Origin of the sequence: Paracoccus lutimaris (genome assembly GCF_003337565.1) — a bacterium.
GTDB lineage: Bacteria > Pseudomonadota > Alphaproteobacteria > Rhodobacterales > Rhodobacteraceae > Paracoccus > Paracoccus lutimaris.
On sequence record NZ_QPJL01000006.1, the window covers coordinates 55,475 to 80,552 of the forward strand.

Consider the following 25,078-nt stretch of genomic DNA (forward strand, 5'->3'; position numbering starts at 1 on the left):
GGGGTGTGAAACCCCCGGTCCGGCAGCTCAGACCCCGTCGCCGACAAAGGCCTTTTCGACCACGAATTCCTTGGGATCGCTGTTGGCGCCCTCGCGCAGACCAAAGCCTTCCAGCACTTCCTTGACGTCGGTGTTGAAGGCAAGACTGCCACAGATCATGGCGCGATCATTCGCCGCATCCATGGCCGGCAGGTCCAGATCGGCAAAGACCTTGCCCGAGGTCAGGTTATCGGTGATCCGGCCCATGAACGGCCCCTCTTCCCGCGTCGTCGTCGGGTAGTACAGCAGCCGCTTGGCGAAATCCTCGCCGTAAAGCTCGGCCAGAAGCGGATCGTGCTTCAGGTTCTCGACCAGCTCGCGGCCATAGGTCAGCTCTTCGGCGGTGCGGCAGGTATGCATCATGATGACCTGCTCGTAACGCTCATAGGTCTCGGGGTCGCGCATCAGCGAGGCAAAGGGCGCGATCCCGGTGCCGGTGGCCAGAAACCACATGCGCTTGCCGGGCAGAAGCGCGTCCAGAACCAGCGTTCCCACGGGCTTGGGGCGCAGGATGATCTCGTCCCCCGGCTGGATCAGTTGCAGCTTCGAGGTCAGCGGCCCGTCCGGCACCTTGATCGAATAGAATTCCAGCTCTTCGTCCCAATTGGGCGAGGCGATGGAATAGGCGCGCAGGATCGGCTTGCCGTTCTCACCGGGCAGGCCGATCATCACGAATTCGCCCGAGCGGAATCGCAGGCTGGCCGGCCGCGTCACGCGGAACGAGAACAGGCTGTCGGTCCAATGCCTGACCGAGGTCACGGTCTGCGCGTCGGGCAGGGTCTTGGCGGGTTTTACAGCAGCGTCAGCCACGGAAAGATCCAGTGTCATGTCAGGGTCCCGTGTTATCTATTCCATTAAGGGGGTCAGGCGAAAGCCCGACGATCCCGGTATTCAGCCGGCAAGACGCGACCGATGGTCCCAGTTCTGCCAGTCGGCGCGGAAAAGCCACTGGTCCTGCGGCTGGCGGGCGGCAAGGGCGGCGGGAATGCGCACCTCGTCAAAGCCGACGCGGCGGGCCATGGCGTATTGATCGGCGATCAGCCCGCCCACGGCGCGCAGCCGGCCCTGATAGCCCTTTTCGCGCAAGAGCCGCGCCAGCGTGAAACCGCGCCCATCGGTCATCGAGGGGAAGTCCACCGCGATCAGCTCGCGGTCCAGATGGTCCCCCAGCGTCGCCGGGTCGGTATCAGGCGCCAGCACGACCGGATCCGCGCCATCATCGGGGTGAAAGCCGTCATCGCGGACAAGGAAAAATTCGCTCATGCATTCGCTCCTGTGCGGACCATCTTGCCGCCGATGAAATGGATGCCGCATTCGGTCTTCTGGCTGCCGCGCCAGCGCCCGGCGCGGGGGTCCTCGCCCGGCTTGACGGGCGAGGTGCAGGGCGCGCAGCCGATCGAGGCATAGCCCTTGGCGACCAGCGGATGCCGGGGCAAGTTGTTTTCGGCCAGATAGTCCTGAACGTCCTGCGAACGCCAATGGGCCAGCGGATTGATCCGCAACCGCGAGGGGGCCTCGGATTCAAAGAATTGCAGCTCGGTCCGCTGCCCGCCCTGAAAGCGCTTGCGCCCGGTGATCCACGCGTCGAACTGCGACAGCTCGCGTTCCAGCGGGATGGTCTTGCGCAGATCGCAGCAGGCATCGGTGTTGAACTGGTGCAGCGTCCCGTCCGGATCGTTCAGCGCCACCTCGCGTTCGGTCGCGCGCACGACGCGGACATTGGTCAGCTTCAGCTTTTCGGCAACCTCGACCTGATAGTCCAGGGTTTCCTGAAACAGCATCTGCGTGTCGATGAACAGGACCGGCGTGCCCGGCGCCACGACCGAGACCATGTGCAAAAGCACGACCGATTCAGATCCAAAGGACGACACCAGCGTCACCCGCCCCAGATCGGGGTCGTTCAACGCGCGGCGCAGGACCTCGGTCGCGGCGTGGTGCTTGTAGCGCTCGTTCAGGCGCGCGGCGCGGGCGTCCAGCGTCTGATCAAGCATTGGCCGGATACAGCGCCGCCTTGAACGGCGCTACCCCCAGTCGGCGATAGGTGTCGATGAAGCGCTCATCCGGCGATTCGCGCAGTTCCAGATAGGCGTCGATCACCCGGTCGATGGCCGGGACCACCTCTTCGCCGGGGAAACCGGCGCCGGCACGCTCGCCAATGGCGGGAATGTCATAGCCGTCACCGCCCAGCGTGATCTGGTAGTTTTCGACACCCGCGCGATCCAGCCCCAGAATGCCGATATGGCCCAAGTGGTGATGGCCGCAGGCGTTGATGCAGCCCGAGATGCGGATGTTGAACTTGCCGATCTCGTCCTCGAGGCCGCGGGCGCGGAAATGGTCGGCGATGTCCTGCGCCACCGGGATCGAGCGCGCCGTCGCCAGCGCGCAATAATCCATGCCCGGGCAGGCGATGATGTCGCTGATCAGCCCGGCATTGGCGGTGGCAAGACCGGCCTCGCGCAGCGCCTCGTAAAGCGCGTAAAGGTCCGACTTGTGGACATGCGGCAGGACCACGTTCTGGTCATGGGCGATGCGCAGGTCGCTATGGCCGAAACGCTCGGCCAGATCGGCCAGAAGCAGCATCTGTTCGGCGCTGGCATCGCCCGGCGTCTGGCCCGGCGCCTTGAAGGTCACGGTCACGCTGGCATAGCCCGCGACGCGATGCGCCAGCAGGTTGGTGTCGGTCCAGCTGCGGAAGGCCGGATGACGGGCGCGCTGCGCCTCATAGTCACCCTCGGGCGCGTCGCGGAAGGCGGGCGGGGCATAGACGTTCTTGAGATCGTTCAGCAGCGCCTGATCGACGCCGGTAAAGACCGCGCGGCGGTTCAGGAACTCGGCCTCGATTTCCTCGCGCATGACGTCCAGACCGCGCTCGGCCACGGTGATCTTGATGCGCGCCTTGTATTTGTTGTCGCGCCGCCCGGCGAGGTTATAGGTCGAGATGATCGCCTCGACATAGGGCAGCAGGTCCGCCTCGGGCAGGAACTCGCGCACGACCTTGCCCAAAAGCGGCGTGCGGCCCAGCCCGCCGCCGATCCAGACCTGAAAGCCCAGCTCACCCGCGTCATTGGTGACCAGACGCAGCCCGATATCATGGGCGGCGATGACCGCGCGGTCCTGCTTGCCGCCCGAAATGGCGATCTTGAACTTGCGCGGCAGGAACTGGAATTCGCCGTGATCGGTGGACCATTGGCGCAGCAGTTCGGCATAGGGGCGCGGGTCCGTCACCTCATCGGCAGCGGCACCGGCGAAGGCATCGGTGGTCACGTTGCGGATCGTGTTCCCCGAGGTCTGGATGGCATGCAGGCCCACATCGGCCAGCGCGTCCAGCATATCGGGAATATCCACCAGTTTCGGCCAGTTGAACTGGATGTTCTGGCGCGTGGTCCAATGGCCGTAGCCCTTGTCCCATTTGCTGGCCAAAAGCGCCAGCGTGCGCATCTGGTCAGGGCTGATCGTGCCGTAAGGAATGGCCACGCGCAGCATATAGGCATGCAATTGCAGATAGACGCCGTTCATCAGCCGCAGCGGACGGAATTCGTCCTCGGTCAGGCTGCCGTTCAGGCGGCGTTCGACCTGACTGCGGAACTGGGCCGAGCGATGGCGCAGATATTCGTTATGCTGGGGACGGGCATCAAACATTGCTGGCCTCGAGATCGGCTTGCTTGCCATGGAAATAGTTGGAGGGGCCCCGACGACGGAAGGCCTCGCGGAAATGGGTGGGCTCGGGGCGGCCATCCGCGCCCCGGCGGGCCTCGGCCAGATAGGGGCCGACGACGATATTGCCCTGTGCGATCGCCTCAAGCAGCGCGATTTCGGCAATGGCCTCGTCTTCGTAAAGCTGGGCCTCGCGCGGATCAGAGGTCCAGCCACCATCCTGCATCCACACGCAATGGCCCATGCGCAGGTCATTGGCGGTAATGACAGCGGGGGTTGCGGCGGAGGGGGTGAAGCCTTTGGACATGACCTTTGCCTTTCGTTTTCTCGTAAGGGAATATAGGAAAAAATCCCCCATATTGACGAGTAGGGGGAAAAAATAAGAAACATCTTCCAAGCCAAGCGTCGCGAGACAGGACCATATTTCAAAATGACCGCAGACCGACAAACACCGATCCGGCTGGACGAGACCGACCGGAAAATCCTGTCCCTGCTGCAGGAGGACGCGACCCTGTCGCTTGACGATATCGCGGCGCGGGTGGGGGCCTCCAAGACCCCGGTCTGGAACCGGATTCGCAAGCTGCGCGAGGCCGGCGTGATCCGGGCGCAGGTGGCTCTGCTGGACCCGGACGCGCTGGGGCTGGATGCCTGTTTCTTCGTGCTGATCCGCACCAGCGAGCACGATCCCGACTGGGCGCGGCGCTTCCTGTCCGCGGTGCGGGCGCGCCCCGAAGTGCTGGAGGCGCATCGGCTGGCCGGGGATATCGACTATATCCTGAAGGTCCGGGTCAGCAATGCCCGCGCCTATGACCGCTTCTATCAGGCGCTGATTTCCGAGGTGAAGATCCACAATGTCACCGCGCTTTTGTCCATGGAGGAGCTGAAGGCGACAACCATGCTGCCTTTGGGCTGACGGCGCGGGCGGCATGGATATTTGGATGAAGAAGAAAGTCAGGCGCGGCGTTTAGCCTGCGGCCTTCAGGGCGCGTGGCAGGGCTTCGGCGAAGGCGTCGAGTTCCGCCCCGGGTCCGCAGGAGACGCGGATGCAGCGATCCATGGGCGCGACGCCCGGCATGCGGGCGAAGATGCCCTCGGCGTCCAGTGCGGCAAGGACGCGGCGGGCATGGGCGCCGTCGCGCCCGCAATCGATGGCAACGAAATTCGTGGCCGAGGGCAGCGGCGTCAGGCCGTTTTCCTGTGCGATTGCGCCGATGCGGGTGCGGGCATGGGCGACTTGCGCGCGGATATGGGCCAGCCAGTCCTGATCCTCGAGCGCGGCCAGCGCGCCGGCCTGTCCGATGCGGTTCAGGCCGAAATGGTTGCGGATGCGGTCAAAGCCCGCGATCAGTTCCGCCGGGCCGATGGCATAGCCGACGCGCGCGCCCGCCATGGCATAGGCTTTCGAGAAGGTGCGAAAGCGGATGGCGCGGGCATCCTCGGGGTCGATCCGGGGGATGGCATCATCGGGGGCGAATTCGGCGTAAGCCTCGTCGAGGACCAGAAGGCTGGATGCGGGCAGGTCGTCCAGCATCGCGGTGATGCGCGTGCCCGGATGCCAGCTGCCCATCGGGTTGTCGGGATTGGCCAGATAGACCAGCCTTGCGCCGGTTTCCCGCGCGGCGCGGGTCAGGGCGGAAGGATCCTCGGCATCGTCCAGATAAGGGACCTTGTGGAGGACGCCCCCAAAGCCCGCGACGTGATAGTTGAAGGTCGGATAGGCGCCGTCCGAGGTCACCACCCCCTGCCCCGGCGCCACCATCAGCCGCACCAAGAGGCCCAGAAGCCCGTCGATCCCCTCGCCCAGCATGATGTTTTCGGGGGCGGTGCCGTGATGGCGGGCCAGCGCGTGGCGCAGGTCGTGGCTGTCGGGATCGCCGTATTTCCAGACCTCGCTTGCCGCCCTGGCCATCGCCGCGATGGCGAGGGGTGAGGGGCCAAAGCCGTTCTCATTGGCGCCAAGCCGGGCGCGGAAGGGCGCGCCGCGCCGCGCCTCAAGCGTCTCGGGGCCGGTGAAGGGGACCGTCGCGGGCAGCGCGGCAGGGATCGGGGCGAAGCGAAAGCGGGTCATATGCGCAGGAAAATCCCATTCGGGGCATGCGCGCAAGCCCCCTGCGCCATGCGGGGCTCAGGCGTCCTTGTCGCGGCCTTCCAGCATGCGGCGGTCCTCGTCCAGTTCCAGCCACATCGCGTTCAGCACCGCGAAACCCGCCGCCAGCGGCAGTCCCAGCATCCATGCGAAATACCACATGCGCGTGTCCTTTCAGTAGGCGTGCGTGTCGGGGTTCTCGACCTCGTCCGGGGTCACCTTGCCCCAGAGAACGCGGTAAACCCAGGCCGTATAGACCATGATCAGCGGCAAGAAGATCGCGCCGCCCACCAGCATCACGAACAGCGTCAGATGCGAGGACGAGGCATCCCAAACCGAAAGCGAGCTGTCGGGATGGGTGTTCGAGGGCAGGATGAAGGGAAACATCACCAGCCCGACCGAGGCGATCATGCCAAAGCCGCCCAGTTGCGCCCAGCCCAGAGGCGACAATTCCCCCCGCCGGCCGATGGCGCGCCATGCCATGAGCGTGCCAAGCACCCCCAGCACCGGCGCAATCGCGATCCACGGGCGTTCGGCATAGGCGGTCAGCCAGCTGCCGCCATGCGTGACCTGATGCAGCAAGGGGTTCGAGGGGCCGTCATGGGGCGGCTCGGTCACGAAGCCGTAGCCCTGAATGCCATAGGCCAGCCAGATCCCGGCCAGCAGATAGCCCGCCAGCGCCAGCAATGCCGCCGGACGGCCGATGGCGCGGGCACGGTCCTGAATGACGCCCTCGGTCTTCAGGACCAGCCAGCCGGCGCCCAGCATCACCGCCATCGCCAGCGAGACCAGCCCGCAAAGCAGCGCGAAGGGCCGCAAGAGGCCGAAAAGCTTGCCGAAAAGCCCGCCCTCATAGACCGGCATCAGGTCGGGGGTCAGGTGAAAGGGCACCCCCAGAAGGACATTGCCCACCGCCACCCCGAACAAAAGCGCCGGGACAAAGCCGCCGATGAACAGCGCCCGGTCCCACATTGCCCGCCAGCGCGTCCCCTCGCGCTTGCTGCGATACTTGAAGGCCACCGGCCGCAGGATCAGCGCCGTCAGGATCAGGAACATGGCCATATAAAAGCCCGAGAAACTGATCGCATAAAGCGGCGGCCATGCCGCAAAGATCGAGCCGCCGCCCAGAATGAACCAGACCTGATTGCCCTCCCAGACCGGGCCGACGGTGTTGATGACCACGCGGCGTTCCAGATCGGTGCGGGCGACAAAGGGCAAAAGCATCCCCGTGCCCATGTCGAAACCATCGGTCAGCGCGAATGCGATCAGCATGACCCCGATCAGCAGCCACCAGACCACGCGCAGGAACTCAAAGGGAACCAGCTCGAACAGGATCATTTCGCCACCTCCGCCCGGCCGGAAAGCCGGTTTTCATGCCGTTGCATCCAGTCCTCGGTCAGGGCGACATCCTCATGCGGGCCCTTGCGGATGTATTTGAACATCAAGCCCATCTCGACCACGAACAGCGCCGAATACAGCAGCACAAAGCCCGCCAGCGTCACCGCCACCTCGGCCACGCTCAGGTGGCTGACGGATAGCGCGGTGGGCAGGACCTCGGCCACGGTCCAGGGCTGGCGGCCATATTCGGCGACGATCCAGCCCATTTCGATGGCGATCCATGGCGCGGGCGTCGCGATCACCGCCAGCCACAGCGCCCATCTGGGAAAGCTCATCCGGCGGAACGAGGCGCGCCAGAAGAAATAGCCCATCATGCAGAGCATGCCAAAGCCCAGACCGACCATGATGCGGAAGGCCCAAAAAATCGGCCAGACATGCGGGACGGTATCGGCGGCGGCCTGCGAGATCTGTTCCTCGGTCGCCTGACGGGGGTCCTCGACCCGGGTTTTCAGCAAAAGCGCATAGCCAAGGTCGTGTTCATGCCGACGAAAGCGGGCGATCAGCGCGGGATCGACGCCGCTGTCGCGCTGCGCCTGGATCTGCATCATCAGGTCATAGGCGACGATGCCATTGCGCACCCGGTCATGGGCGCGCGTCACCAACTGGTCGATGCCGGCGATTTCCTGCGTCAGCGAGCGGGTGCCGATCAGGCCCATCACATAGGGGATATGGATCGCCCATTTCGTCTCATGCGTGGTCTGATCGGGAAATCCGAACAGGGTAAAGCTGGCGGGGGCGGGTTCGGTTTCCCACATGGCCTCGATGGCGGCCATCTTCATCTTCTGGTTTTCGCTCGCGTCATAGCCGGATTCGTCGCCCAGAACGATCACCGACATGACCCCTGCCAGCCCAAAGGCCGAGGCCACTGCGATCGAGCGCCGCGCCAGCTGGATATGCCGCCCCTTGAGCAGATACCACGACGAGACCCCCAGCACGAAAACCGAGCCGCAGACATATCCCGCGCTGACTGTATGGACGAATTTCGCCTGCGCCACCGGGTTCAGGGCGACATCGAAAAAGCTGGTCAGTTCCATCCGCATGGTGATGGGGTTGAACTGCGCGCCGACCGGGAACTGCATCCAGCCATTGGCGATCAGGATCCACAGCGCCGAGAAGTTCGTGGCGATCGCCACCAGCCAGCCCACCATCAGATGCGCGCGCTTGCTGAGCCGGTCCCAGCCAAAGAACCACAGGCCGACAAAGGTCGCCTCCATGAAGAAGGCCATCAGCCCCTCCATCGCCAGTGGCGCGCCGAAGATGTCGCCGACATAATGCGAATAATAGGCCCAGTTCATGCCGAACTGGAATTCCATGGTGATGCCGGTGGCGACACCGATGGCGAAGTTGATCCCGAACAGCGCGCCCCAGAACTTGGTCATCTGCCGCCAGATCGGGCGGTCGGTCATGACATAGACCGTCTCCATGATGGCGCAGATGACGGAAAGCCCCAGGGTCAGGGGAACGAACAGAAAATGAAACAGCGCCGTGGTTGCAAATTGCAGACGCGACAGCTCGACCACACCTATTTCCATGAGCACCCCCAACCTGTCCTAAAGATCAGACTAATCCAGCCTGATATGCAATACAGCCCGCATCAGATCTGACGCGCGATGCGAGGCGAAAACCAGCGCAGCCCCGTCGGATCGCCGGGTGATCTGCCCCATCACGTGGCAGGCCATGGCCTCGTCCAGCCCTTCGGTCGGTTCATCCAGAAGCAGAATCCGCGGCTTGCGCAGCAGCGCGCGGGCCAGCGCGACTCGCCGCATCTCGCCCCCTGAAAGACCCAGGCCGCCATCGCCCAGCCGCAGATCGAGGCCGCCGCGCAAATGATCCAGCCGCATCGCGGCAAGTATCTCGCGCATGTCGTCATCGCTGGCCTCGGGGCGGGCCAGCGCCAGATTCTCGCGCAGGCTGCCCGCGATCAGCGCCACGCGCTGCGGCACAAGGACCAGGCCGGCGCGCAGCTCCGGCTCGGGCCAGTCGGAAATGGGGCGGCCGGCCAGCGTGATTTTTTGCTCGGGCGCGGGCGGGATCAGGCCGGCGATCTGGCTTAGCAGCGTCGATTTGCCCGCACCGCTGGGGCCGGAAATCGCCAACACTCCACCCGCCGGGACCAGCAGATCCGCGACGCGCAGTGGCAGGGCCGGGACAGCGGGGACCGGGGGCGGCATCGCCTGCTCCAGCATCGGCGCCACCCGATCAGCCGCGTCACGGATGCGGCCCCAATCGGCGACGGCGCGGCGCAGGGGAGCGGTCGCCTCGGCCAGCGCCATGGCGGCGAAAAAGCACATGGCGGCGATGGCGGGGCCAAACATCCCCAGCCGGATGCCGGTCGCGCCCAGCCCCAGCGCCCCGGCCATGGCAATGATGCGGGCCAGTTCCTGCGTCAGGGCGACGGCCCGCTCGGTCGTCTCAAGCCGGGCGGTCAAGCGCGCGGCCTCGGCCTCGGCCGCCATGGCGCGGGCGATCTGCGCGGGCAGGCGGCCATGCACGGCCAGATCGTCACGCGCGGCGATCAGGTCCAGCGCATGGCTGCGAAAATCCCGCTCGGCCCGCAGCGCCTGCCGGGCCAGCCCGGAGGCGTGCCGCAAGCCCCAACCCCCCGCCGCCAACGCCGGCCCCAGATGCGCGCCGCAGATCCAGACCGCCATCTGCCAGCCTGCCAGCCAGGCGATCAGCGCGAATGCCCCGGCGAATGCCAGCAGCGCCGCCAGTGCCGGCAGCACGATGCGCAGCGGCAACCCGTCCAGCGCATCGGTATCGGCGACCACCCGCGCCAGCGCAGGTCCCCGGCGCAGGCGCTGCATTGCGTCCCAGGGCAGGCCCGCCAGCCCCGCCAGCACCGCGCCGCGCAAGCCGGCGACGGCACGCAGGGTGGCGTCATGGCCCAGCATCCGTTCGGCATAGCGTGCGCCGGTGCGAATCAGCGCCAGCCCCCGGACCGAGGCCGCCGGGCGGAACACGTCAAACATCACCCCCGCCGTCATCCCGGCGATGGCCGAGGCGGTGATGAACCAGCCCGACAGCGCCAGAAGGCCGCTGCCAGCCAGCAAGACCAGCGCCGCCAGCGCAGCGGCCCGGCCCATGCCGCCGCCCGCGGCCATGACCTGCCAGACCCGCCGCATCAGCCCGCGCCCAGCCGGTATTCGCGACCGATGGTCGCAACCAGCGCCGGATCATGGGTGGCGACGATCAGGCCCGCACCGGCGCGATGCGCCGCCAGCAGCCCGCGCGTCACCTCGGCCGCCGTGGCCGCGTCCAGATCGGCCGTCGGCTCATCGGCAACGATCAGGCGCGGCGCGGCGTGCAGCGCCCGGGCCAACGTCAGCCGCCGCCCCTCGCCGCCGGAAAGGCCCGCGCCACGCTCGCCCAGACGGGTCGCCAGCCCTTCGGGCAGGGCGGCGATCAGATGCGCGGCGGCAGCGCCGCTCAGCGCCGGGGTCAGATCACCCGGCCGCCCCATGCGCAGATTGGCCTCAAGCGTATCGTCAACGAAATGTACCCCCTGCGGCATCCAGCCCAGAGCCGCGCGCCAGGCATCGGCATTGCCATCACCCAGCGGCATCCCGTCCAGCAGGATCACGCCGGCATCCGCTTGCTCAAGCCCCGCGATCAGCCGCAGCAGCGTCGACTTGCCGGCACCGCTGGGGCCGGTGACGGCCAGCGCCGCGCCCGCCGGCAGGTCCAGATCCGGGAAACTGACGCCGCGACTGACGACACCCTGCAGCACAAGCACGCTATGCGGCAACGCCGGGGCCCGCGCGCCCTGCCCCGCCATCCGGGCCTGCGGGGCTGTAGCCTGGTCCAGGGCCAGCGCCGCCGCATCAGCCGAGGCGCGGTCATGCCAGGCCGCCGCCAGATCGCGCAGGGGCTGAAAGAATTCCGGCGCGATCAGCAGCAAGAACAGCGCCTGCGCGGGCGAAAGCGGCGCGCCCCAGGTGCCAAAGCCGATCTCGCCCAGCAGCGAAAACCCGCAAAACACCGCCATCATGGCGATGCCCAGCGCCGCAAAAAACTCCAGCACCGTCGAGGACAGAAAGGCGATGCCCAGCACCCGCATGCTGGCCCGGCGCAGCCCCTCGGCCGCGCGGGCAAAGTCGCGCCCCAGCGCCGCCGAGGCCCCCAGCAGCCGGATATCGGGCAAGGCGCCGATGCGATCAGCCAAAAGCGCGCTGAGACTGCCCATGTCCTGCAATTGCTCTCGGCTGGCGCGGCCGGCGGCATGGCCGATCAGCGCCATGAAGACCGGGATCGCCGGCCCCGCAATCAACAGGATCAGCCCGGCCGCCCAGGAGGTGGAAAAGGCGCACAGGAAAACCGCGACCGGCAGCACCGTGACCCGCATCTGCGCCAGCACATAGCGCGCGGCATAGGGCCGGATCAGCGCCGCCTGTTCACCGACCAACGAGGCAAAGCCCCCCGCGCGGGGCAGCGCGGCCCGGCGCGCCACCTGCGCCAGCACCCCGCCGCGCAACCGCGACGTGGCCGCCAGCGCGGCGCGCTGCGCGACCGCCTCGGCCAGCATCGCCAGAACCGCGCGCAGGGCGCCGAACAGCAGAAAACTCGCCAGCGCCAGCGCGGGCAACCGCCCCTCAAGCAGCCCGGCCAGGGCCAGCGCGGCAGAACCCGCCAGCGGCAGCCACAGCAGCCCCGACAGCGTCGAGATCAGCGCCGCCCGCCGCAGAAGCGGCCATTCCGGTGCCAAAGCCCGCTTAGCGGCGCCGGAATCGGCCCCGGCCAGCGTCTCGGTCATGATCCAAATCCCTGCGCATCGACGCATCCCGGCCGTTCCCGCCCGGCATGTGACGGACGGGATGGCGCGTCGATATGTCTGGCGGCGAAGTCCGGGATTTGCAATTGGCCTCGGAGGACGAGCAGCCGCAGGGGGCCGTCATCCGGGTCTTGCGGCAAAGCGGGGCGATCCGCGGCCCGGAGATTCGGCGGCGAAGCTTGCTCGATCGCCGGAAACGGCCCCGGAATCGCCCGAATGCCGGTGCCGCCTAGCGCTCGAGCAGATTGCGATGGTTGCGCGCCAGCAACAGCAGGCCAAAGAACAGCAAGATGACCGAGATGCTGACCACATAGATCGGGCTGACATAGCTGGCTTCGTAGGTCGGATAGATTCCGTGCCGCAACATGCCCACGCAATGCAGCACCGGATTGTACCACAGGAACGCCTGCGCCTTGGCCGGCATCAGCTCATAGAGGAAGAACACCCCTGACATCAGGAACAGCGGCCGGGTGACGATCTGCCAGGTCCGCTCCCATATCGGGAAGGCGGTCAGCAGATAGCAATTGAGCGTGCCGACCCCGACCCCGAAGATGGTGATCATCAGCAGCGCCTCGAAGACCGAGACCAGATCGACCACCACAGGAAGCTGATAGATAATGAAAATACCGGAAATGACGATGCCGATGACGGTGGCATGGGTCAGGGCGTTCAGCACCACGCGCGCGACCATGGTGTCGATGAAGGTCACGCTGGGATAGGCAAGGAAGGGGCGCGAAAAGCGGATCGAGGTCGCGACCTTGTTGGTCAGGTCGTTGAACATCGTGAACGGCAAGAAACCGGTGGCGTAGAACAGCGGAAAGTTCGTTCCCAGCCCCGGATGCGCCAGCGCCATGCTGAAGATGATCGCCAGCAGCGTCACACCCAGCACCGGTTCGAGAATGGCCCAGATATAGCCGCCCGCCGAGCGGCCATAGGTCGTGGCCATCTCGCGCAGCATCAGCGCCACCACAGTGCGCGCCATACGAAACCGCGGACCGGTCCGGTATGGCCGCTGCGGCACACGAATTTCAGGGGTGATATCGGACATGTGAACGCAAACGCTGGCCTTGGCGAGCGGCAGTATGTATCAACTGCTGCGAAAAGGTAAACCAGCGAAAGCGCAATTGCGGTGACCACGTCTTCAAATCCGGCCGGCGACAAGGCCGGTCAGCCGGCGCAGCCGGCCACGGGTCCGCAGGGCCCCGCACGCGCGACTCCGCCCGCCGCGCAGCCGGCAGGTCGCCCGGCGCAGGCCGCTGCCGCGGCGCCGAATCGCCCCTTCCAGACCGAAACGGGGCTTGCGGCGGGCCAGCCGCCCCGGCCGCAGCCGGCGGCCGCCACAGTTCAACCCGCAGCGCCAGCCGCAGCCGAGCCCTTGCGCGCCATCCCGCAAAAGCCCGCAGCCCCGGTGGCCACGCCGGCAGCGGCAACTGCTGCGGCCGCGCCGCCCCCGGCCGCCCGGCCGCAGGCGCAGCCGATCCCGGTCAAGCCCATGGCCCAGGCTGTCGCCCAGCCCGCCATACGTCCGCTGCCCGCCCAGCCGGCCCTGCCTCCGGCCACACCGCTGCGCCCGACGGTCAGCATCGCCCATCCGCGCCGCCGGCACTGGCTGCTGCTGATCTCGTTCCTGCTGATGGTGGCGCTGCCAACGGTGCTTTGGGCCTGGTATCTGTGGACCCGCGCCAGCGATCAATATGTCTCGACCGTCGGCTTCTCGGTCCGCAAGGAAGAGGCGACGCCCTCGATCGATCTGCTGGGCGGGCTGGCGCCCCTGGCCGGCAGCTCGGGGGCTTCGGATACGGATATCCTTTACGAATACATCCGCAGCCAGGACATGGTCGAGAAGATCGACGGCCAGCTGGACCTGCATGCGCGCTTCTCGCGCGAATGGCCCCGCGATTTCGTCTTTGCCCTGGATCCCGAAGACCATATCGAGGACATGACCGAATACTGGCAACGCCAGGTCAAGGTGCTTTACGACACCACCAGCGACCTGATCACGCTGAAGGTCAGCGCCTTTACCCCCGAGGACGCGCAGATCATCGCCGCGGCGGTGTTCCAGGAAAGCTCGGACAAGATCAACGAATTGTCTGCCATCGCCCGCGACGACGCGACGCGCCTGGCCAAGGCGGAACTGGACAAGACGCGCGAGGAACTGACCACGACCCGCCAGGCGATGACGGCGTTCCGGATGAAGTCGCAGATCGTCGATCCCGAGGCCGATCTGGCCGGGCAGATGGGCGTGCTGAGCGGACTTCAGGCGCAACTGGCCGAGGCGCTGATCGCCCATGACCTGCTGATCGAGAATGCGCGCCCGACCGACCACCGCGTGACCCAGTCCCAGCAAAAGATCGACGCCCTGCGCCGCCTGATCGACGCCGAGCGCGGCAAGTTCGGCGCCGAGGGCCAGGGCCCGGAAGGCGAAAGCTATGCCCAGCTGATGGCCGAATATGAAAAGCTGGCCGTCGACCGCGAATTCGCCGAGGGCGCCTATCGCGGTGCGCGGATCGCCTATGAGGCCGCGCTGACCGAGGCACAGCGCAAATCGCGCTATCTGGCCGCGCATATCCAGCCCAAGGTCGCGCAAAGCTCGACCGAGCCGGACCGGCCCTGGCTGCTGATCATGGTGGCGGGGATGCTGCTGACCGGCTGGTCGATCCTGGTCCTGATCTATTACAGCGTCCGTGACCGTCGCTGAGCCATGATCCGGCTGGAGAACCTGACCAAGATCTATCGGCTCAACGGCCGCAAGACGCTGGTCGCCGACCAGTTGAACGCGGTGTTTCCGACCGGCGCCTCGGTGGCACTTCTGGGCCGCAACGGGGCCGGGAAATCGACCTTGCTCAAGATGATCGCGGGCACGGTCTCGCCCACGCGGGGGCGGGTGGTCTCGGACGGATCGATCTCATGGCCGGTCGGCTTTGCCGGCAGCTTTCATGGCGAGTTGACGGGGGCACAGAACGTGCGCTTCGTTGCCCGCATCTATGGTGTCGATACCGACGAGCTGGTCGATTACGTCGCCGATTTCGCCGAGCTGGGCCAGCATTACCACCAGCCTTTCGCCAGCTATTCCTCGGGGATGAAATCGCGGCTGGCCATGGGCACCAGCATGGGCATCCATTTCGACACCTATCTGGTCGATGAGGTGACCAGCGTCGGCGATGCCGATTTCCGTGCCAAGTCGCAACGCGTGTTCAGCGACCGCATGGCCACATCCAGCGCCGTCGTGGTCAGCCACTCGATGCCGATGATCCGCAACATGTGCAATATGGGCGCAGTGCTGGACCGCGCCCATCTGACCGTATTCGACGACCTGGACGAGGCCATCGCCTATCACGAGGCGGTTCTGCGCGTGCCCAGCGGCACGGTGGGCGACTAGGATCAGCTGGCAAGGCTGGTGGCGATCAGTCCGATCAGCCCGACAAAGCCCAGCAGCATCGCGACCAGCCCGGCCTGCGCCAGCTGGCCATTGGGATTCTGCCGCATCACGATCACCAACAGCATCGCGACAAGCCCGGCACCAAAGCCCAGGAATGCAAAAGCCGAAAACAAACCACTCATGAAATACCCTCCTGATCGCCGCGCTTGATACACGCGGCTTGCGCAAGGCTTGCATTTCCAGAGAGGACCGTCCAGCCGCGCCCGACCCGGCGCGGGTATCAGGCGGTCAGCAGCGCCTCGATCTCGGCCCGTTTTGCCGCGACCAGCGCCGCATCGCCCCTTGATTCGACGTTCAGACGCACCACCGGCTCGGTATTCGAGCTGCGCAGGTTGAAGCGCCAGTCGTCGAATTCCAGACTGATGCCGTCGGTATCGTCGCGCCGCAGCGCCTGCGGGGCAAAGCGCGCCACCACCCGGTCGATGGCCGCACCGGGATCATCAAGCCGGAAATTGATCTCGCCCGACGAAGGAAAGGCCAGCATCCGCTCGGCCAGCAGGGCGCCAAGGCTGGTCCTCTGGCGCGAGACCAGCTCGGCCACCAGAAGCCAGGGCACCATGCCGCTGTCGGCATAGTGAAAATCGCGGAAATAGTGATGCGCCGACATCTCGCCGCCATAGATGGCGCCGGATTCGCGCATGGCGCGCTTGACATAGGCATGGCCGGTGCGGGCCTGCACCGCCTGCCCGCCCGCTTGCGCGATCATGTCGCGGCTGTTCAGCACCACGCGCGGATCATGGACGATCTTTTCGCCGGGATGCTTTTCCAGGAATGCCGTGGCCAGCAGCCCGACGATATATTCGCCGGGAATGAAGCCGCCATTCTCGTCAAAGAAGAAGCAGCGGTCGAAATCGCCATCCCAGGCCACGCCCAGATCGGCGCCATGCTGGCGCACCGCATCCGCCGTCATCGGCTGGTTTTCCGGTAAAAGCGGATTCGGGATGCCGTTCGGAAAGCTGGAATCCGGCTGGTGGTTGATGCGGATGAACCGCAGGGCCGCGCCGCGCCGTTCCAGTTCGTCGGCAATGGCGTCGAATGTCGGCCCGGCCGTGCCATTCCCGGCATTGACCAGCACCGTCAGCGGGCGCAGCGCCGCGACATCGATAAAATCGGCCATGGCGCGGGCATAGGTGGCGCGCGCCTCGGTGAAATCGCGGCGGGTCCCCTGCCGTTCGGCCGGGGCAAAAGCCCCCGAGCGCGCCAGCGCCGCCAGCCGGGCGAAATCCCCCTCGGGGTCAAGGGGCGCCGCGCCGCGCCCGACCAGCTTCATGCCGTTATAGTCGATGGGGTTATGCGAGGCCGTCACCTCGATCCCGCCATCGGCGCCGTAATGGGCGGTGGCGAAATACATCTCTTCGGTACCGGCAAGGCCTAGGTCACGGACATCGGCGCCGGCATCGTTCAGCCCCCGGATCAGCGCCTGCGCCAGCTCGGGCGAGGTTTCGCGCGTATCGCGCCCGACCACCACATCGCGCGCGCCCAGCACCTCGGCAAAGGCGCGGCCGATGCGATAGGCGACATCGGCATCCAGTTCGGTGCCCAGCCTGCCGCGCACATCATAGGCCTTAAAGCAGTCGATCTGCCGCGCGGGCAGCGGGTCGGTCGTCATCGCCATGTCCCTTTCCTTGTTCGCCCTTGGCTACACCAGCCGCTGCCCGATGGAAACAATGCGTCAGTTTCACGGCAGGCTTCCCACCCCAGACCAAGCGCCGGGGTGACGCAAGCCCCGCCCCGCGCTAAATCGGACCAAAGCAAGGAGCCGCCGATGGATACCAAAGCCCTGATCGCCGCCTATTACGACGCCTTCAATGCCGGGCGCACCGACGAGATGCTGACCTATCTGCATGACCAGATCGAGCATCACGTCAACGAAGGTGGCATCCGGCGCGGCAAGGAAAAATTCGCCGAATTCAACGCCCATATGACCCGCAGCTATCGCGAGACGCTGACCGATATCGTCATCTTCGCCAATGAGGCCGGCGACCGGGCGGCGGCGGAATTCGTGGTCAACGGCACCTATCTGGCCACCGACGAGGGCCTGCCCGAGGCGCGCGGCCAGACCTATGTCCTGCCCGCCGGGACTTTCTTCAGCATCCGCGACGGCAAGATCGCGCGGGTGACGACCTATTACAACCTTGCCGACTGGATGCGGCAGGTCGGCGCGTGATCCAGACGCGCATCCTGACCGGCAATGCCGTCGGCGAGGTGCTGGACGATCTGGCCCGGCTGCGGATCGCGGTGTTTCGCGACTGGCCCTATCTCTATGACGGCGATGTCGCCTATGAGCGCGACTACCTGACCGCCTATCAGTCGCCCGCCGCGGTGGTGATCGCGGCCTATGACGGCGCGCGCATGGTCGGCGCCGCCACCGGCGCCCCGATGGAGGATCACGCCAAGGACTTCGCCGCCGCCTTTGCCGCCCGCCCCGAGCCGCTGGAGCAGATCTTCTACTGCGCCGAATCCGTGCTGCTGTCTGACTATCGCGGCCACGGTCTGGGCCATGCGTTTTTCGACGGGCGCGAGGCCCAGGGCCGCGCGCTGGGGCGCCGCTACAGCGCCTTTTGCAGCGTCATCCGCCCGGCGGATCACCCCTTGCGCCCTGCCGATTATCGCCCCCTCGACGGGTTCTGGAGGAAGCGCGGCTATGCCCCCCTGCCCGGCGTGATCGCGGGCTTTGACTGGAAGGATATCGGCGCGCCCGCCCAGACCCGCAAGCACCTGCAATTCTGGATGAAACCGCTATGACACATCTCGTCAGGATCGCTGCCGCCGCCTATCCCTTTGACTGGCTTGACGATTTCGACGCCTATCGCGCCAAGATCACGGAATGGGTCGCGGATGCCGCCGATTGCGACCTGCTGGTCTTCCCCGAATATGGCGCGATGGAGCTTGCCTCGCTGGGCGGCCGCGCGGTCGCCGCCGATCTTGAGGCATCCCTGCACGAGGTCGCCCGCCATGAGCCCGCCCGCGACGCCCTGCATGCGGAACTGGCCGCGCGCCACGGCGTCCATATCCTTGCCGCCTCGGGGCCGCATTTTTCCGGCCCGCGCCCGGTCAACCGCGCCGTGCTTTACGGCCCGCAAGGCCGCATCGGCCATCAGGACAAGCAGATCATGACCCGGTTCGAGCGCGAGGACTGGAATGTCATCGGCGCCCCCGGCCTGAAGGTGTTCGACACCGCTGTTGGACGCCTTGGCGTGCTGATCTGCTATGACGCCGAGTTCCCGCTGCTGGGCCGCATTCTGGCCGAGGCCGGAGTGCAGATCATCCTGACCCCCTCCTGCACCGATACGGTCGCGGGCTATAACCGGGTGCGGATCGGCGCCATGGCCCGCGCGCTGGAAAGCCAATGCGTGGTCGTGCAATCGCCCACCGTGGGGGATGTGGACTGGAGCCCCGCAATCGACGAGAACCGGGGCGCGGCGGCGATATATGCGCCCGCGGACGGGTTTTGGCCGGAAAGCGGCGTGGTGGCCGAGGGCGGCATGGATGCGCCCGGCTGGGTCAAGGCTACGGCTGATCTGGGACTGGTGGCCGAGAGCCGCAGGAACGGGCGGGTGCTGCCGTTCTTGCATTGGGCGGAGAGTGAAGGGAGTGGGTTGGCGGGGTGAGGAGTTTGAGCCTCTCGAGACCGCACCTTTATCCGTTCACCGTATCCGCTCTATAATCGCGACACGCAATCACGGGGCCAAGCCATAGCTTTGCAGATCAATGGCATAGGCGTCATACACGATACGCTAAGCAGTCGAGTTTTGCATTATGTCCCTACGTAAACTAACCAATGACACAGCCGACGATTTTAGATTCTTTCCCGAAGATCGGATTGGACCATTTTTACCCATATCCGAGGAAGATATAGATATTTTCAATGACATATTGAATGAGGAGATTGATTCGGTATTTGCATCGACAATCTGCTGCTGCGATTTTTGCTACGATGATTTCAAGAGGCATTGGCCAGAGGTGCCTTTTCGAAAGATAGAGTTCCAAACTAAATCAATAGAATCTTGGTGGTTTCTCGAAAGCTCTCGAGTGATCGATCTATATACCGCTGCCGAAATTTCAACCTTACGGCATTGCGTCTGCTGTTCTCGTTGCAACCGATTTGATTCTTGGAATCTATGGCTCTATGAGCACCGGTTTAGTGGCGCCGACACAGTCGAAAAAGCCATTGGAGAGCTACTTGAGCTTGGTAGCAAGACCCCATTCCTGATGCTCGAACATCCGTTTGCCAAGAGCGTGCTGGAGCAAATCCGCACTTTGGCTACGGTGGCTACACGCAAACAGCTTGACATGCGGCTCTACCGCGCCCGTCTGGCGGCTGATATCATCAAACTGGCACAAAATAAAGACGAACTCAGCACTTATGCGCCACCGCCAGCAGCCTCTGTTGGCGAAGGCCGCTTCAATCATGCCGGCCATCCTATGCTTTACGTAGCTAGTTCTCCAGCCGTTGCCGCAGCCGAACTTGGCCGTCCAGGTGATCTTTGCAACGTAGCCGAACTATATATTGCGGCCGAGTTAAAAATATTGGAGCTCATTGATTTCGACGAGAATGCCCCAGGGTATGAGCTGTTGGAAGCACTTGCATCCTCCGCGCTACTACTTGAGCCGCGTACCGGAGAGGGTTGGATGAAGCCGCAATATGTCTTCTCCCGATTTGTCGCCGACTGCGCCATCTCTGCCGGCTTCAACGCAATCCGCTTTGGTTCGACGAAGCGCGTCATCGGCAACAACATTGTAATCCTAGACCCACCGCTTGATTTCTCAACTTTCGCCACCCTACGCAACACAGTGGAACAGGTGTGCGAGAAGCCAGACCACCGATACTAACGAGACCTCATCATGATTGGCAGCCACATTTTCTTGTCTCACTGAAACGCGCTGCATATGCAAAGCAGATCTTGCCTCCTATAGAGGCCCACGGAAATTCCCAAAGCGGGCCAACTGTGCCCCCCTACCTCCCCTCGCTCGGCTCCACCGGCACCGCCACCTCCGGCCCAGCGTCCTCGGCCGGGGCCGCGCTGTCGGGCGCCGGGACCGCAAGACGATTGTCCTCCCATTCGCCGGCGGCGACCTCGCCGGTGGCGTAGCGCATGACGCCGGTGCCCTGACGTTTGCCCATCACGAAATGGCCGGTATAGACATCGCCATTGGCATAGGTGGCGACACCCTCGCCGTCGATCTCGCCGGCTTTCCAGTTGCCCTCATAGCGGAAGCCGTCGGGGGTGATCAGCCGGCCCTTGCCATGGCGCAACCCGTCCACGAATGAGCCGTCATAGGTGGTGCCATCGGCATAGGTGGCCTGCCCCTCGCCGTGGCGCTGGCCGTCGCGCCAAGCGCCGTTATAGACATAGCCGTCGGGATAGGTCATGCGGCCCTGACCCTCGTTGCGGCCGCGCTTGAAGCCGCCCTCATAGGTCAGGCCATTGGCGTATCTGGCAACGCCCTGCCCGTCGATCACGCCCGCGACCCAGTCGCCGTCATAGCTGGCCTTGTCGGGATAGGTGATCAGCCCGCGCCCGTCGGGCAGGTCGTTGCGCAACGCCCCCTCATAGACGGAACCGTCGGGATAGGTGATGCGGCCAAGCCCCTCCATGCGACCCTCGGCCCAGTCGCCGGCATAGACATAGCCGTCCGTGCCGGTGAAGGTGCCGACGCCCCAGCGCTTGTCGGCGCGGAAATCGCCCTCATAGCGGTCGCCATTGGCATAGGTGGCGATGCCGCGCCCCTCGCGGCGGCCATTGGCAAAGCGCCCCTCATAGGCATCGCCCGAGGGCTGGGTCAGCTTGCCCTGCCCCGACATCTGCCCGGCGGCCCAGCCGCCCTCATAGGTCAGCCCGTCCGGCATGGTCAGCTTGCCCTGCCCGGCGCGCTGGTTGTCCTTCATCTGGCCGTCATAGGCGGCGCCATCGGGATAGGTGATCTTGCCGGCACCGTCCTTGACGCCCTGTTTCCAGCCGCCCTCATAGCGATAGCCGTTGGGCTGGGTCAGCAGGCCCTTGCCGTCATGCAGCGCATTCAGGAAGCCCCCCTCATAGACCGAGCCATTGGCGTAATGCGCGACGCCCTGCCCGGTGATCTGGCCGTCCAGCCAGTCCCCCTCATAGGTGCCGCCATCGGCATAGGTGATCTTGCCCTTGCCGCTGGGCTTGCCCTTGGCGAAGGCCCCCTCATAGACCGAGCCATTGGGGAATTTCGCCACGCCCTGGCCCAGGATTTCGCCTTCGACCCAGTCGCCGGTATACTCATAGCCCGAGGGCAGCCTGTAGGTGCCGCGGCCATGCTGCTTGCCGTTGCGGAATGTCCCTTCATAGACCCCGCCATCGTCATATTGCTTGGTCACGACGGCCTGAGCCCCGGCCATGCCCGCGCCGGCCATGACGAGCGCACAAGCGAAAATGGCTGCTTTCATGGGTCCTGCCCCCTGCCTCGTAATTCTTTTGCCTAGGGTTTACCGCAACACCCGGTCTTGCGCAAAGCCCGACTTTCCCTTGGCCCCATCCTCGCCTATCACTTGGGCGACATTCGTGAAGGAGCGCGCAATGCCCGAGACTTTCCGCATCACCCTTGCCCAGTTGAACCCCACGGTCGGCGACCTGCCCGGCAATGCCGCCAAGGCGCGCGCCGCATGGGATGAGGCGCGCGATGCGGGCGCGGCGATGCTGGTGCTGCCGGAAATGTTCGTCACCGGCTATCAGACGCAGGATCTGGTGCTGAAGCGCGCCTTTACCGAGGACGCCATGGCCGAGATCGAAAAGCTGGCGCAGGATTGCGCGGACGGCCCCGTGATCGGCATCGGCGGCCCCTATGCCGAGGGCAAGAAGCTTTATAACGCCTTCTGGATCCTGCAGCACGGCAAGGTGCTGACCCGGGTGCTGAAACACGATCTGCCGCACAAGCAGCTTTTCGACGAATTGCGGCTGTTCGATCAGGGGCCATTGCAGGGCCCCTATAGCGTGAACGGCATCCGCATCGGCAGCCCGATCTGCGAGGATGCCTGGTGGCCGGACGTGGCCGAGACGCTGGCCGAAAGCGGCGCCGAAATCCTGATCGTCCCCAATGGCAGCCCCTATCACCGCCACAAGCTGGACCTGCGCATGGGCCATATGGTCGCCCGCGTGGTCGAGACCGGCCTGCCGGCGGTCTATCTGAACTCGGTCGGTGGGCAGGATGACCAGCTTTACGACGGCGCCAGTTTCGTGCTGAACCCCGGCGAGACCGGCGGCGCGACCAAGGTCGTGCAACTGCCGCCCTTTGACGAGGCGGTCGTGCATGTCGATTTCCAGCGCACGCCCGATGGCTGGCGCGCGGCGCCCGGCGTGATGGCCGATCAGCCCGACGAATGGGAACAGGATTACCGCGCCATGACCGAGGGCTTGCGCGACTATATGCGCAAGTCAGGCTTCAAGAAGGTGGTGCTGGGCCTGTCGGGCGGCATCGATTCCGCGCTGGTCGCCACCATCGCCAACGATGCGATCGGCCCCGAAAACGTGCGCTGCGTGATGCTGCCCAGCGAATATACCTCGCAGGCCAGTCTGGACGATGCCGCCGATTGTGCGGCTCGGCTGGGCACGCGGCTGGATACCGTGGGCATCGAAGGCCCGCGCGACGCGGTGACCAAAGCGCTCGCGCATCTGATGGAGGGCACCAAGCCCGACACCACCGAGGAAAACATCCAGTCCCGCCTGCGCGGCGTCATGCTGATGGCGATTTCCAACAAGTTCGGCGAGCTGCTGCTGACCACCGGCAACAAATCCGAGGTCGCGGTCGGCTATGCCACGATCTATGGCGACATGGCGGGCGGCTATAACCCGATCAAGGACCTGTATAAAACCCGGGTGTTTCAGACCTGCCGCTGGCGCAACCAGAATCACCGCGACTGGATGATGGGCCCGGCGGGCGAGGTGATCCCGCCCCAGATCATCACCAAGCCCCCCTCGGCCGAGCTGCGCCCCAACCAGAAGGATCAGGACAGCCTGCCCCCCTATGAGGTGCTGGACGCCATCCTCGAGGGGCTGGTCGAAAAGGACCTGGCCCTTAAGGATCTGGTCGCGCAGGGTTTTGACGTCGAAACCGTCAAGCATGTCGAGCGCCTGCTTTATGGCAGTGAATGGAAGCGTTATCAGGCCGCGCCCGGCCCGCGCATCTCGACCAAGGCATTCTGGCTGGACCGCCGCTATCCGCTGGTCAACCGCTGGCGCGATCAACTTTAGGGAGCGGGCAAATCGCGTAGGATGAATCGTCCTTTCCGCGCGCAATTTTCGGGCGCGGCAGTTTAATACATCTTAATGATTCAAAATGAAAAATATGATAAAGATGTCCACAAACCTGTCGTTTTAGATAGGTTCAAAAACCATTGAAAAAGACCTATCTATTTGTCTAAATTGTCAGCCTCTTCTGTTTGCGATTCTGACTGGGGGGCCGCGTGGCTGCAATCATCTCACTGGTCGCGCTTCGCTGTCACGTCCGCTGCCCTGGCCACAGGGTCTTGAGTAACTGGGGTCTTCTGTATGCCAACATTGACGAATGTCCGCGCCATCGCTCTGGGATCCCATCGCGATCTCGACAACAACGAATTCCAGCTGGGCGCCGAGCGCGCGGGCGAGCTGGTGGGAACCACGTTCGGCAGTGCCGACAATCCGCTGGCCCGCAATATCTTTTCGTCCACGCTGCGCGACGGCAATGACAACGGCAGTATCGCGTTCAACGGCCCGAACGGCAGTCCGGCGGGCGAATATGCCAGCATCGACGGAACAGCACACTATCTGGATTCCGGCGTTCTCTATACCGGCTCGATCACCTATATGGACGGCACCACGGCGACCGGTATTCCGCTGCGCGTGTTGCAGGACACGTCCGGTAATCTGGTGCTGGTGCCGCCGCCCTCCGGCGCATCGACGCTGGAAATCAGCGCGCTGACCACGCGGCCGATTCAGTCGATCACCCTGAACGGCGTCCTGCAGAACAATTTCGGCTCGCTCAACAGCTCGCGCTACGGGCTTCAGGACGCGCCGACCTTCATCTGTTTCCGCAACGGCACGCTGATCCTGACCGAACGCGGCAATGTCGCGGTCGAGGATCTGCGCCCCGGCGACATGGTCATCACCCGCGACCACGGCCCGCAGCCCCTGCGCTGGATCGGCTCGAAACAGATCGACGAGACGCTGCTGCAGGCCTTCGACACGCTGCGCCCGGTCCGCATCCGCGCCGGTGTGCTGGGCCGCAACCTGCCGGAACGCGACCTCTATGTCTCGCAGCAGCATCGCATCCTGATCGACTCGAAGATCGCGCAGCGCATGTTCGGCACCCCCGAGATCCTTGTCGCCGCCAAGCATCTGACCGGGATCGAGGGGATCGAGATCGACGACAGCCGCGAGTCGCTGGACTATTTCCACCTTCTGTTCGACCGCCACGAAATCATCTGCTCCGAAGGCGCACAGACGGAATCCCTGTTCACCGGCCCCGAGGCCTTGAAATCCGTCGATCCGGCCGCACGGGCGGAAATCATGGCGCTGTTCCCCGAACTCCTTGCCGCAGATGACGCGCCCGAACCGGCGCGCCCGATCGGCACCGGACGCGTGGGACGGCAGCTCGCGAAGCGCCATTCGCAAAACCGACACGAGCTGCAAATGGCGCAAATGCGCTGAAGCTTCAGGCCCCGGACCACCACATGCCGGGGCCTGATTTT

Annotated in this window: 24 protein-coding genes; 9 read left to right on the forward strand and 15 right to left on the reverse strand. The window is 65.1% G+C overall.

Features of this window, described 5'->3' with window-relative positions; all coding sequences use genetic code 11:
• Positions 1 to 27: 27 nt before the first annotated feature.
• The 5 genes from DFP89_RS07420 to DFP89_RS07440 all read right to left on the reverse strand — a co-directional run bounded on the left by DFP89_RS07420 (position 28) and on the right by DFP89_RS07440 (position 4,000).
• Entirely contained in the window at positions 28 to 867 is an 840-nt protein-coding gene (locus DFP89_RS07420) for a ferredoxin--NADP reductase (RefSeq protein WP_114348798.1), read from the reverse strand.
• Between the two features lie 63 nt (positions 868 to 930).
• Positions 931 to 1,302 (reverse strand): DUF934 domain-containing protein, encoded by a 372-nt coding sequence (locus DFP89_RS07425; RefSeq protein ID WP_114348799.1) that lies wholly within the window; start codon positions 1,300 to 1,302, stop codon positions 931 to 933.
• A complete protein-coding gene (locus DFP89_RS07430) occupies positions 1,299 to 2,030 on the reverse strand; it encodes a phosphoadenylyl-sulfate reductase (protein WP_114348800.1) in 732 nt (243 codons plus the stop codon). The genes DFP89_RS07425 and DFP89_RS07430 overlap by 4 nt, the downstream gene beginning before the upstream one ends.
• A complete protein-coding gene (locus DFP89_RS07435) occupies positions 2,023 to 3,678 on the reverse strand; it encodes a nitrite/sulfite reductase (protein WP_114348801.1) in 1,656 nt (551 codons plus the stop codon). Before DFP89_RS07435 ends, DFP89_RS07430 begins: the two co-directional genes overlap by 8 nt.
• Positions 3,671 to 4,000 (reverse strand): DUF2849 domain-containing protein, encoded by a 330-nt coding sequence (locus DFP89_RS07440; RefSeq protein ID WP_114348802.1) that lies wholly within the window; start codon positions 3,998 to 4,000, stop codon positions 3,671 to 3,673. The genes DFP89_RS07435 and DFP89_RS07440 overlap by 8 nt, the downstream gene beginning before the upstream one ends.
• A gap of 123 nt (positions 4,001 to 4,123) precedes the next feature.
• Here DFP89_RS07440 and DFP89_RS07445 point away from each other — a divergent pair, with 123 nt between their 5' ends.
• Complete coding sequence (locus DFP89_RS07445; protein ID WP_114348803.1) at positions 4,124 to 4,606, forward strand: Lrp/AsnC family transcriptional regulator; 483 nt, start codon at positions 4,124 to 4,126, stop codon at positions 4,604 to 4,606.
• A gap of 51 nt (positions 4,607 to 4,657) precedes the next feature.
• Here the strand turns inward: DFP89_RS07445 and DFP89_RS07450 are convergent, their stop codons facing one another.
• From DFP89_RS07450 to DFP89_RS07480, 7 genes are all read right to left on the reverse strand, one after another.
• Positions 4,658 to 5,761 carry a pyridoxal phosphate-dependent aminotransferase gene (locus tag DFP89_RS07450; protein ID WP_114348913.1) on the reverse strand — a complete coding sequence of 368 codons (1,104 nt, stop codon included), beginning with the start codon at positions 5,759 to 5,761 and terminating at the stop codon, positions 4,658 to 4,660.
• 57 nt (positions 5,762 to 5,818) lie between these two features.
• Positions 5,819 to 5,941 carry a cytochrome bd-I oxidase subunit CydX gene (gene cydX, locus DFP89_RS07455; protein ID WP_114348804.1) on the reverse strand — a complete coding sequence of 41 codons (123 nt, stop codon included), beginning with the start codon at positions 5,939 to 5,941 and terminating at the stop codon, positions 5,819 to 5,821.
• A 12-nt stretch (positions 5,942 to 5,953) separates the two neighbouring features.
• Positions 5,954 to 7,117, reverse strand: coding sequence for a cytochrome d ubiquinol oxidase subunit II (cydB, locus tag DFP89_RS07460; protein ID WP_114348805.1), 1,164 nt, complete (start codon positions 7,115 to 7,117; stop codon positions 5,954 to 5,956).
• Positions 7,114 to 8,709 (reverse strand): cytochrome ubiquinol oxidase subunit I, encoded by a 1,596-nt coding sequence (locus DFP89_RS07465; protein ID WP_114348806.1) that lies wholly within the window; start codon positions 8,707 to 8,709, stop codon positions 7,114 to 7,116. Before DFP89_RS07465 ends, cydB begins: the two co-directional genes overlap by 4 nt.
• A gap of 30 nt (positions 8,710 to 8,739) precedes the next feature.
• Complete coding sequence (locus tag DFP89_RS07470; protein ID WP_114348807.1) at positions 8,740 to 10,302, reverse strand: amino acid ABC transporter ATP-binding/permease protein; 1,563 nt, start codon at positions 10,300 to 10,302, stop codon at positions 8,740 to 8,742.
• Positions 10,302 to 11,930 carry an ABC transporter ATP-binding protein/permease gene (locus DFP89_RS07475; protein ID WP_181870281.1) on the reverse strand — a complete coding sequence of 543 codons (1,629 nt, stop codon included), beginning with the start codon at positions 11,928 to 11,930 and terminating at the stop codon, positions 10,302 to 10,304. The genes DFP89_RS07470 and DFP89_RS07475 overlap by 1 nt, the downstream gene beginning before the upstream one ends.
• A 247-nt stretch (positions 11,931 to 12,177) precedes the next feature.
• Positions 12,178 to 12,930: an ABC transporter permease gene (locus tag DFP89_RS07480; protein WP_114348809.1), complete on the reverse strand. Its 753-nt coding sequence runs from the start codon at positions 12,928 to 12,930 to the stop codon at positions 12,178 to 12,180.
• Positions 12,931 to 13,077: 147 nt separating this feature from the next.
• On the opposite strand from DFP89_RS07480, the gene DFP89_RS07485 reads away from it, so the two are divergent.
• Complete coding sequence (locus tag DFP89_RS07485; protein WP_114348810.1) at positions 13,078 to 14,646, forward strand: KpsE/RkpR family capsule polysaccharide export protein; 1,569 nt, start codon at positions 13,078 to 13,080, stop codon at positions 14,644 to 14,646.
• A 3-nt stretch (positions 14,647 to 14,649) separates the two neighbouring features.
• Entirely contained in the window at positions 14,650 to 15,327 is a 678-nt protein-coding gene (locus DFP89_RS07490) for an ABC transporter ATP-binding protein (RefSeq protein WP_114348811.1), read from the forward strand.
• Between the two features lie 2 nt (positions 15,328 to 15,329).
• Here DFP89_RS07490 and DFP89_RS07495 read toward each other — a convergent pair whose 3' ends face one another.
• Together DFP89_RS07495 and DFP89_RS07500 are read right to left on the reverse strand one after the other, a co-directional pair.
• Entirely contained in the window at positions 15,330 to 15,509 is a 180-nt protein-coding gene (locus DFP89_RS07495; RefSeq protein ID WP_114348812.1) for a hypothetical protein, read from the reverse strand.
• Between the two features lie 98 nt (positions 15,510 to 15,607).
• Positions 15,608 to 17,002, reverse strand: coding sequence for a phosphohexomutase domain-containing protein (locus DFP89_RS07500; RefSeq protein WP_281271201.1), 1,395 nt, complete (start codon positions 17,000 to 17,002; stop codon positions 15,608 to 15,610).
• Positions 17,003 to 17,152: 150 nt separating this feature from the next.
• Between DFP89_RS07500 and DFP89_RS07505 the strand changes: the two genes are divergently transcribed.
• From DFP89_RS07505 to DFP89_RS07520, 4 genes are all read left to right on the forward strand, one after another.
• Positions 17,153 to 17,554, forward strand: coding sequence for a ketosteroid isomerase-related protein (locus tag DFP89_RS07505; RefSeq protein ID WP_114348813.1), 402 nt, complete (start codon positions 17,153 to 17,155; stop codon positions 17,552 to 17,554).
• Entirely contained in the window at positions 17,551 to 18,132 is a 582-nt protein-coding gene (locus DFP89_RS07510) for a GNAT family N-acetyltransferase (protein WP_114348814.1), read from the forward strand. The genes DFP89_RS07505 and DFP89_RS07510 overlap by 4 nt, the downstream gene beginning before the upstream one ends.
• The gene (locus DFP89_RS07515) at positions 18,129 to 18,998 is read left to right on the forward strand and encodes a carbon-nitrogen hydrolase family protein (protein ID WP_114348815.1); all 870 of its coding nucleotides are present in this window, start codon (positions 18,129 to 18,131) and stop codon (positions 18,996 to 18,998) included. The genes DFP89_RS07510 and DFP89_RS07515 overlap by 4 nt, the downstream gene beginning before the upstream one ends.
• Before the next feature lie 148 nt (positions 18,999 to 19,146).
• The gene (locus DFP89_RS07520) at positions 19,147 to 20,220 is read left to right on the forward strand and encodes an RES family NAD+ phosphorylase (protein ID WP_114348816.1); all 1,074 of its coding nucleotides are present in this window, start codon (positions 19,147 to 19,149) and stop codon (positions 20,218 to 20,220) included.
• A 124-nt stretch (positions 20,221 to 20,344) separates the two neighbouring features.
• Here the strand turns inward: DFP89_RS07520 and DFP89_RS07525 are convergent, their stop codons facing one another.
• Complete coding sequence (locus DFP89_RS07525; RefSeq protein WP_114348817.1) at positions 20,345 to 21,802, reverse strand: MORN repeat-containing protein; 1,458 nt, start codon at positions 21,800 to 21,802, stop codon at positions 20,345 to 20,347.
• 130 nt (positions 21,803 to 21,932) lie between these two features.
• On the opposite strand from DFP89_RS07525, the gene DFP89_RS07530 reads away from it, so the two are divergent.
• The gene (locus DFP89_RS07530; RefSeq protein WP_114348818.1) at positions 21,933 to 23,603 is read left to right on the forward strand and encodes an NAD+ synthase; all 1,671 of its coding nucleotides are present in this window, start codon (positions 21,933 to 21,935) and stop codon (positions 23,601 to 23,603) included.
• 297 nt (positions 23,604 to 23,900) lie between these two features.
• Complete coding sequence (locus DFP89_RS07535; protein WP_114348819.1) at positions 23,901 to 25,037, forward strand: Hint domain-containing protein; 1,137 nt, start codon at positions 23,901 to 23,903, stop codon at positions 25,035 to 25,037.
• Positions 25,038 to 25,078 lie beyond the last annotated feature (41 nt).

Bases quoted from the DNA above. Each gene is read 5' to 3' on its own strand.
- DFP89_RS07420 (WP_114348798.1), bottom strand. From the start codon at position 867: ATGACACTGGATCTTTCCGTGGCTGACGCTGCTGTAAAACCCGCCAAG.
- DFP89_RS07425 (WP_114348799.1), bottom strand. From the start codon at position 1,302: ATGAGCGAATTTTTCCTTGTCCGCGATGACGGCTTTCACCCCGATGAT.
- DFP89_RS07430 (WP_114348800.1), bottom strand. From the start codon at position 2,030: ATGCTTGATCAGACGCTGGACGCCCGCGCCGCGCGCCTGAACGAGCGC.
- DFP89_RS07435 (WP_114348801.1), bottom strand. From the start codon at position 3,678: ATGTTTGATGCCCGTCCCCAGCATAACGAATATCTGCGCCATCGCTCG.
- DFP89_RS07440 (WP_114348802.1), bottom strand. From the start codon at position 4,000: ATGTCCAAAGGCTTCACCCCCTCCGCCGCAACCCCCGCTGTCATTACC.
- DFP89_RS07445 (WP_114348803.1), top strand. From the start codon at position 4,124: ATGACCGCAGACCGACAAACACCGATCCGGCTGGACGAGACCGACCGG.
- DFP89_RS07450 (WP_114348913.1), bottom strand. From the start codon at position 5,761: ATGACCCGCTTTCGCTTCGCCCCGATCCCTGCCGCGCTGCCCGCGACG.
- cydX (WP_114348804.1), bottom strand. From the start codon at position 5,941: ATGTGGTATTTCGCATGGATGCTGGGACTGCCGCTGGCGGCGGGTTTC.
- cydB (WP_114348805.1), bottom strand. From the start codon at position 7,117: ATGATCCTGTTCGAGCTGGTTCCCTTTGAGTTCCTGCGCGTGGTCTGG.
- DFP89_RS07465 (WP_114348806.1), bottom strand. From the start codon at position 8,709: ATGGAAATAGGTGTGGTCGAGCTGTCGCGTCTGCAATTTGCAACCACG.
- DFP89_RS07470 (WP_114348807.1), bottom strand. From the start codon at position 10,302: ATGCGGCGGGTCTGGCAGGTCATGGCCGCGGGCGGCGGCATGGGCCGG.
- DFP89_RS07475 (WP_181870281.1), bottom strand. From the start codon at position 11,930: ATGACCGAGACGCTGGCCGGGGCCGATTCCGGCGCCGCTAAGCGGGCT.
- DFP89_RS07480 (WP_114348809.1), bottom strand. From the start codon at position 12,930: ATGGCGCGCACTGTGGTGGCGCTGATGCTGCGCGAGATGGCCACGACC.
- DFP89_RS07490 (WP_114348811.1), top strand. From the start codon at position 14,650: ATGATCCGGCTGGAGAACCTGACCAAGATCTATCGGCTCAACGGCCGC.
- DFP89_RS07495 (WP_114348812.1), bottom strand. From the start codon at position 15,509: ATGAGTGGTTTGTTTTCGGCTTTTGCATTCCTGGGCTTTGGTGCCGGG.
- DFP89_RS07500 (WP_281271201.1), bottom strand. From the start codon at position 17,002: ATGGCGATGACGACCGACCCGCTGCCCGCGCGGCAGATCGACTGCTTT.
- DFP89_RS07505 (WP_114348813.1), top strand. From the start codon at position 17,153: ATGGATACCAAAGCCCTGATCGCCGCCTATTACGACGCCTTCAATGCC.
- DFP89_RS07515 (WP_114348815.1), top strand. From the start codon at position 18,129: ATGACACATCTCGTCAGGATCGCTGCCGCCGCCTATCCCTTTGACTGG.
- DFP89_RS07520 (WP_114348816.1), top strand. From the start codon at position 19,147: ATGTCCCTACGTAAACTAACCAATGACACAGCCGACGATTTTAGATTC.
- DFP89_RS07525 (WP_114348817.1), bottom strand. From the start codon at position 21,802: ATGAAAGCAGCCATTTTCGCTTGTGCGCTCGTCATGGCCGGCGCGGGC.
- DFP89_RS07530 (WP_114348818.1), top strand. From the start codon at position 21,933: ATGCCCGAGACTTTCCGCATCACCCTTGCCCAGTTGAACCCCACGGTC.
- DFP89_RS07535 (WP_114348819.1), top strand. From the start codon at position 23,901: ATGCCAACATTGACGAATGTCCGCGCCATCGCTCTGGGATCCCATCGC.